The organism is Streptomyces hirsutus, from assembly GCF_001418415.1.
GTDB classification, from domain to species: domain Bacteria; phylum Actinomycetota; class Actinomycetes; order Streptomycetales; family Streptomycetaceae; genus Streptomyces; species Streptomyces hirsutus.
Genome location: NZ_LIQT01000235.1, coordinates 1 through 7,291, shown reverse-complemented (window position 1 = coordinate 7,291; position 7,291 = coordinate 1). Strand labels below are relative to the sequence as shown.

The 7,291-nt window shown below is 71.5% G+C and carries 5 protein-coding genes; 1 reads left to right on the top strand and 4 read right to left on the bottom strand.

Annotated elements, in window-relative coordinates; translation table 11 throughout:
- Positions 1–100: 100 nt before the first annotated feature.
- Both AOK11_RS18530 and AOK11_RS18525 read right to left on the bottom strand, forming a co-directional pair.
- Positions 101–427: a type II toxin-antitoxin system antitoxin gene (locus AOK11_RS18530; RefSeq protein ID WP_055594836.1), complete on the bottom strand. Its 327-nt coding sequence runs from the start codon at positions 425–427 to the stop codon at positions 101–103.
- On the bottom strand, positions 424–1,368 hold the full coding sequence (locus AOK11_RS18525) for an SPFH domain-containing protein (protein WP_055594835.1): 945 nt from the start codon (positions 1,366–1,368) through the stop codon (positions 424–426). Before AOK11_RS18525 ends, AOK11_RS18530 begins: the two co-directional genes overlap by 4 nt.
- Before the next feature lie 291 nt (positions 1,369–1,659).
- Between AOK11_RS18525 and AOK11_RS18520 the strand changes: the two genes are divergently transcribed.
- Positions 1,660–3,957 (top strand): transglycosylase domain-containing protein, encoded by a 2,298-nt coding sequence (locus AOK11_RS18520; RefSeq protein WP_055594834.1) that lies wholly within the window; start codon positions 1,660–1,662, stop codon positions 3,955–3,957.
- 96 nt (positions 3,958–4,053) lie between these two features.
- Here the strand turns inward: AOK11_RS18520 and AOK11_RS18515 are convergent, their stop codons facing one another.
- Positions 4,054–6,279 carry a SpoIIE family protein phosphatase gene (locus AOK11_RS18515; protein WP_079034936.1) on the bottom strand — a complete coding sequence of 742 codons (2,226 nt, stop codon included), beginning with the start codon at positions 6,277–6,279 and terminating at the stop codon, positions 4,054–4,056.
- Positions 6,280–6,624: 345 nt separating this feature from the next.
- A partial coding sequence (gene fomD / locus AOK11_RS18510) for a cytidylyl-2-hydroxypropylphosphonate hydrolase (RefSeq protein WP_055594832.1) occupies positions 6,625–7,291 on the bottom strand: 667 nt, incomplete at its 5' end.

The following is a 7,291-nucleotide window of genomic DNA, read 5'->3' as shown; positions in this document are numbered from 1 at the left end:
CTCCACCCGGGCCCGGTCCGGACGAAAAAGCCCGAGGGCTGGGGAGGGCAGGGTCGGGAGGGTGGCACCGGGCCCTGGGGGGTCGTCCGGTCCGGGAAGGTCACCGGGACTCGGGAGGGTGATCCTTGGGCTGCTGCGGCTGCTGCGGCTGCTGCGGTTGGCCGGTCTGCGGCGGCTGCGTCGGCGGCTGCTGTACGGGCGGGCGCCCCCGGCGGGGCAGGGGGCCTGCCTCGCCGGGGAGCCGGCCCGCTTCCGCGAGCGCCCGCCGCAGCAGGAACTCGATCTGGGCGTTCGCCGAGCGCAGCTCGTCGTTCGCCCATCGCGCCAGTGCCTCGTGCACCAGCGGGTCCAGCCGCAGCAGCACCTGCTTGCGCTGCTGCTGCGGCCTGCGCCGAGGGGTCTCCTCGGGGCCGGACGGGGCGGTCACTGGTAGAGGGTCCCGGTGTTGAGGACCGGCTGCGCGGCGCGGTCACCGCACAGGACCACCATCAGGTTGGACACCATCGCGGCCTTGCGCTCGGAGTCCAGCTCCACGATGCCCTGCTCGGCGATCCGGGCCAGTGCCGTCTCGACCATGCCCACGGCGCCCTCCACGATCAGCTGCCGGGCCGCCACGACCGCGCCCGCCTGCTGCCGCTGGAGCATCGCGGAGGCGATCTCGGGGGCGTAGGCGAGGTGGGTGAAGCGGGACTCGATGATCTCGACACCGGCCGCGTCCACCCGTGCGCGCAGCTCGACCGCGAGCTTCTCGGTGATCTCCTCGGCGTTGCCGCGCAGCGAGAGGCCGTCCTCCTCGTGGGCGTCGTACGGGTACTCGATGGCGATGTGCCGGACGGCGGCCTCGGTCTGGGTGGAGACGAACTCGATGTAGTCGTCCACCTCGAAGGTGGCCTGCGCGGTGTCCGCCACCCGCCACACCACGACCGAGGCCAGCTCGATCGGGTTGCCGTAGGCGTCGTTCACCTTGAGGACCGCGGTCTCGTGGTTGCGTACCCGGGTCGAGATCTTGGTGCGCGAGGTGAAGGGGTTCACCCAGCGCAGGCCGTCCTGCCGGATCGTGCCCCGGTAGCGCCCGAAGAGCTGGACCACCCGCGCCTCGCCCGGCGCCACCATGTTCAGTCCGCACATGGCGAGGAACGCGGCCAGGGCGATCAGGATGCCGAAGACGATCAGCAGTGCCTTGGCACCGGTCCCGGCGACGGACGTGGCGCCGACCACCAGTCCGATGCCGAGCAGCAGTCCGGCCAGGCCGAGCGTCAGGGCGAGCCCGCCGCCGATGCTGTGCGCCGGCGTCTCCCGTACGCGCGGGGCCGGCATCTCGGGTACGTCGGCCGTGGCCGGTGCGGCCTTCGTGGCGTGTGTGGTCATGGGTGATCCCCCGTCTCTCGGGGCGCTGCCGTGCGAGCTGCGCGCCGCTAGCGCCTGTCTATCTAAGTGATATCACTTTAGCGGTTCGCGGCAACCATGAACAGGTTTCGCACGTCGGTTCTGGTGAGGTGGATGGCGGTTCCGGTGGGACGGGTGCTGATTGTCACGTCCGTAAAGGCCGGATCGACAGCTGTTTGTCATAGCTTCCGGTGTTAGCTTGCGGAGTTGACCTGATCGGCGAACCCGTGTGCTTCGTCGGCACACACGAGCGAAGCGGAGCAGAGCGGACCCATGGGACGAGCGGAAGAACGACGCGCACGACAGCGCGGTGGGCACCGTGCGGCTTCCGGGAGCCGTTCGTCGGGCGGGAACGGTCAGGGCCGGATACGCCGCCTCTTCACCTGGAAGAAGATCCTCGGCACGGCCTTCGGGCTCTGCCTGCTCGGCATGGGCACCTTCATCGTGCTGTACATGGTGATCGACATCCCCGAGGGGAACGCCGACGCCCAGCAGCAGAGCAACGTCTACAAGTACAGCGACGGCTCGATCATGGCCCGCGACGGCGAGGTCAACCGTGAGGTCGTCAACCTGGCGCGGGTTCCCAAGCCGGTCCAGCGGGCGTTCGTCGCCGCCGAGAACAAGACGTTCTACAAGGACGCCGGCGTCGATCTCAAGGGCACGGCGCGCGGTCTGCTCAACACCGCTTCCGGCAAGGGCGCGCAGGGCGGTTCGACGATCACCCAGCAGTACGTGAAGAACTACTACCTGACCCAGGAGCAGACGGTCTCGCGCAAGCTCAAGGAGCTCGTCATCTCCCTGAAGCTGGACCGGGAGAAGTCCAAGGACTACATCCTCGCCGGCTACATGAACACCAGCTACTACGGCCGCGGTGCCTACGGCGTCCAGGCCGCCGCCCAGGCCTACTACCGCGTCGACGCCGAGGACCTCACCGTCGAGCGGGGCGCCTATCTCGCCGCGCTCCTGCAGGCACCGAGCCAGTACGACTGGGCGGTGGCCTCGGACACCAGCAAGAAGCTCGTCAAGAACCGCTGGAACTACGTCCTCGACAACATGGTCGAGCAGAAGTGGCTGGACGCCGCCGAGCGGTCCGGCATGAAGTTCCCGGTGCCGAAGGACCCCAGGGGCAACCCCGGCCAGGCCGGCCAGGTCGGTTACCTCGTGACGGAGGCCAACGCCGCGCTGAAGCGCCGGCTGGTCGACGAGGGCACCGCCGCGGACGCCAAGGAGGCCGACGCCCTGGTCGACCTCGGCGGCTGGACCATCACCCTCAACATCGACAAGAAGAAGCAGAAGGCGCTGGAGGGGGCCGTCAAGAGCCGGCTCACCAGCAAGCTGGACCCCAAGGAGCGCGAGGTCGACGCCGACATCCAGGCCGGCGCCGTCTCCGTGGCCCCGAAGACCGGCGCGGTCGTGGCCATGTACGGCGGCGTGGACTACCTCAAGCACTTCACGAACAACGCCACCCGCCCCGACTACCAGCCCGCCTCCACCTTCAAGCCGGTGATCCTGGCGGCCGCCGTCGAGGAACAGGCCGAGACGCAGGACGGTCAGCCGATCGCGGCCAACACCGTCTACGACGGCACCAGCAAGCGCCCGGTCATGGAGAACGGCGCCGAGGTCGGCTTCTCCCCGGAGAACCAGGGCGACGTGGACCACGGCGACATCACCGTCCAGACGGCGATGAACAAGTCCGTCAACTCCGTCTTCGCGCAGATGGGCGTCGACGTCGGCATGCCGAAGGTGATGGAGACCGCGGGCAAGCTCGGCATGGACGTCGAGGACCTGGAGGCGGTGCCCGCCCAGACCCTGGGCTCCATGGGCGCGAGCCCGATGGACATGGCCGCCGTCTACGCCACCCTCGACAACCACGGCAAGCGGACCACCCCGACGATCCTCAAGTCGGCCGAGCACCTCAACCGCACCGTCACCATCCCGGACGCCGTCGGCGAACAGGTCATCAGCCGCGAGGCCGCCGACACGGTGACCTCGATCCTGACCGGCGTGGTCGACGACGGCACCGCCCGCACGGCGGTCCGGGACAACCCGCTGCGCGACGGCCAGCAGGTCGCCGGCAAGACGGGCACCTCCGACAACAACAAGTCGGCCTGGTTCGCCGGCTACACCCCCGACCTGGTCACGACCGTCGGCCTGTTCGGCGAGGACGACAAACCCCCGCACCCGCAGGTCGAGATGTACGGCGCGGGCGGCGAGACCCGCGTCAACGGCGGTGGCTTCCCGGCGCAGATCTGGGCCGCGTACACCTTCGGCGTGATGGAGAAGACCAGCAAGTTCGACCTGGAGACCGACCAGGGCGCGGCCGTCACACCGCCCCCGTCCTCGTCGGCACCCGCGTCGCCGTCGGAGTCACCGACCGAGGAGCCGACGACCGAGGAACCGACCACACAGGCTCCGACCACCAAGGAACCGACCGAGGAACCGACGACGACCGAGCCCACCACCGAGGAACCGACGACCACCCCGCCGACGGGCCCGACCTTCACCCCGCCCACCATCGAGGTCCCGCCCGACCCGGACGAGACGGGGGACGAGGAGCGGCAGAAGCAGTAGCGGGGGAGCGGACGAGGTGAGGGGCGCCCGGTGACAGGACCGGGCGCCCCTCATGCCGTCGGCATCCTTCGGGCGCCGTGGCTCAGGCGCCGTGGTTCAGTTCCCGTGGTTCAGCTCGAACCACACCACCTTGCCCGTGCTCAGCCGGGTCGCGCCCCAGCGCCGGGCCAGCCGGTTGACCAGGTACAGCCCGCGGCCTCCCTCGTCCGTGGCGCGGGCCTGGCGGAGCCGGGGGAGCTGGGGCACGTCGTCACCGACCTCGCAGCGCAGGACGTCCGTGCGCAGCAGCCGCAGGGTGACCGGGCGGGAGGCGTACCGGACCGCGTTGGTGACCACCTCGCTGACCAGCAGCTCCACCGAGTCGGTCAGCTCCTCCATGCCCCATCGGGACAGCGCCTTGCGGGCCAGCCGGCGGGCCCGGCCGGGAGCGGCGTCCTCCGGCTCGAGGAACCAGTACGCCACGTCGTTCGGCGCGATCCCGTCGAAGCGGGCGGCGAGCAGCGCGATGTCGTCGTCCCGGTCGCCCGGACCGAGCATGTCGAGCACCTCGTCGCAGAGCGCCTCCAGCGGCGGCGGATGGTCCGGGCCGGTCAGCTGCGCGGTCGCGGCGAGCTTGTCGCGCAGCTGGTCGATGCCGGTCCACACGTCCCGCAGCCGGGACTCGACCAGGCCGTCCGTGTAGAGCAGCAGCGTCGCCCCGGCGGGCGCGTCCAGCTCGACTGCCTCGAAGTCCACACCGCCGACGCCGATCGGGGCGCCCGCGGGTACCCGCAGCACCTCGGCCCGCCCGCCCAGATGCAGCAGAATGGGCGGCGGATGACCGGCGTTGGCGATGGTGATGCGGTGCGCGACCGGGTCGTACACCGCGTACAGGCAGGTCGCCATCCGGTCCGCGCCGAGCCGCTGCGCCTGCTCGTCCAGGTGGTGCAGCACCTCCTGCGGCGGCAGGTCGAGCCCGGCCAGGGTCTGGGCGGTGGTGCGCAGTTGGCCCATGATCGCGGCGGAGGTCATGGAATGGCCCATGACGTCGCCGACGACCAGCGCGACCCTGCTGCCGGGCAGCGGGATGGCGTCGTACCAGTCGCCGCCCACGCGCGCGGTCTCGGCGGCCGGCAGATAGCGGGAGGCCAGCCGCACGCCGGTGCAGCGCGGCAGGTTCTCCGGCAGCATGGTCCGCTGCAACTCGTCCGCGATGTACGCCTCCCGCCCGTACAGCACCGCCTTGTCGATGCCGAGGGCGCTGTGCGTGGCGAGCTGGGCGGCGACCAGCAGGTCGTCGGCCTCGAAGGCGATGCGCTCGGGGCCGCGCAGGAACAGGGCCGCGCCGATCACCCGGCGCCGGCCGCGCAGCGGCGCGAGGATCGCCCGCTGACCGTCGGGGACGGCCGCCTCGGCTTCCTCGCCGAGGAGTTCGGGCAGCGCGGCGCGCGCGGCGGGCGCGTCCGTGAACACCGGCCGTACGCCGCGCAGCACTTCGGCGAGCGCGCTGCCGGGCCGCACCGTGCACCGCTCCGAGCCGATGGAGTCCAGCTCGGAGCGCGCGGGCGCGGCGGCCGGCACGAAACCGCCCTCGGTGTCGCGCTCGGCCGGGATCCGGTCGCTGCGCCGCAACCGCAGCACCAGCGGGCCGGTGGGCCGCTCGTCACCGACCGGCAGCGGTTCGCGCAGATAGACCAGGATGGTGTCGGCGAAGGTGGGCACGGTGGCCCGGCACAGGCCCATCACGATCTCTTCGAGATCGATGCCGCGGGCGATCCTCCGGGTCGCGGCGCCGACGAACCTCAGCCGGTCCCCGTCCCGCCGCATCGGGGTGGGCTTCCCGGGCGGGGTGATCTGACCGGTGCGGCGCTCGAGGCCGTCGGTGACGGGCGCGGAGCTGTCCTGGGGCGCCGGTTCCCGGGACCCGCGGTCCTGGTCCCCCCGCTTCTGGCCCTCTTGCTCCTCGGGCGCACCGCGGGGGGCCGGAGGAGCCGCTGGCGGGTGGTCCGCTGCCGGGTGGTCGTGCACGTCGGGTTTCTGTCCTCCGGCCGGCTGAAGCGGTATGCCCTCGGACGCGGGCCGAGGTCGATGGGTGTCGGGTCCGGATTCCTGCCCGGCGTGCGGCTGGGAGTGCTCGGCGTCGGGCCCGGCCGGACCCGACGCCGAGGACGCAGCCGAAGCCGGAGACGCGGGCACGGACGACGGCGGCGATGACGACGACGATGACGACGATGTCGAGCCGGGCCCGTGTGCCGGTGCCGAGGCAGGCAGGAACGCCCCGTGGGCATCCGCGGGGGTGGCGCCCGGATCCGGGCGCTCGTAGGAGGTCGGCTGCTCCGTCACGTGTGTCGAGTCCATCCGTCCGGGGCCACGGCCCGTTCCTCACATTCCCGCCTGCCCCGTGAACGTGAGGCCGGGGACGCACACCGTGCACACCGTACGTCCCGCCGGAACTCCGATACCCGCAATGCACGTCCCCGGAACGGAATCCCCGCGTGGTGAGCGCTCGTTCCTGCGCCGCCTGCCGACCGTCCCCGGCCCGCACCGGTAGTGCCGTACCCCTCGCTCACGTCCTGCCGCCCCTCGGTGACGTTCGGTCAAGCCCAGCGCGCGATCCGGGAGTTGCTGTCGCCCGGTGCCTTGCGGAGGACGATCCTACGTTTCCTGACCCAGGGTGCATCAAGAGTCTCATGACGACAGATGCGCGGGCGTGCGGTCCCAGTCCGGTGGCAGTGAAGGTACCGCCCAGGACGGATCCGGGCGCCAGTTCTGCCAGTCGTCCGAGAACGGGGCTCCCCACCGGGAGATCACGGCCAGCGCCTTCCGGCCCGCTTCCCGCACCCGGCGGGCCAGCGCGGTGTCCACCAGACCGTCCCGCTGGGCCTGCGCGAACTCGTCCTCGTCCCGCCAGTGCCAACTGCGGTCCGGGTGTACGGAGATGTCCAGAAAATGATCCTCGGAGTCCACTCCACCGGCCCAACGGGCCAGCGGCTCCTCCAGGTTCACGTACCAGTTCTTGAACCGCCAGTCCTGGTCCCAGAACAGCCACACCGACCAGGGCTCACCGGGCCGGGCCAGCTTCAGCACACCGGTCCCGGTCCAGCGGCCGCGCTGGACCGTACGGGGCTTGATGTACCGGGTCCGGAGGGGCTCCTGGTGCACGGGAGTGCCGTCGGCGAGCACCGGCCTCACACACTCGGTGCCGGGCGCCATCCACACGGCGAGCAACTCCGGATCGTCGCGTACGACCGTGACGGGGCGCGCGATGTGGAAGCGCGCGCCGCCGTTCTCCCGGTAGCGCCACAGCACTTGCGTCCCGGGCGCCCAGCGGCCGTCCGGACCGCCCGCCGTCCCC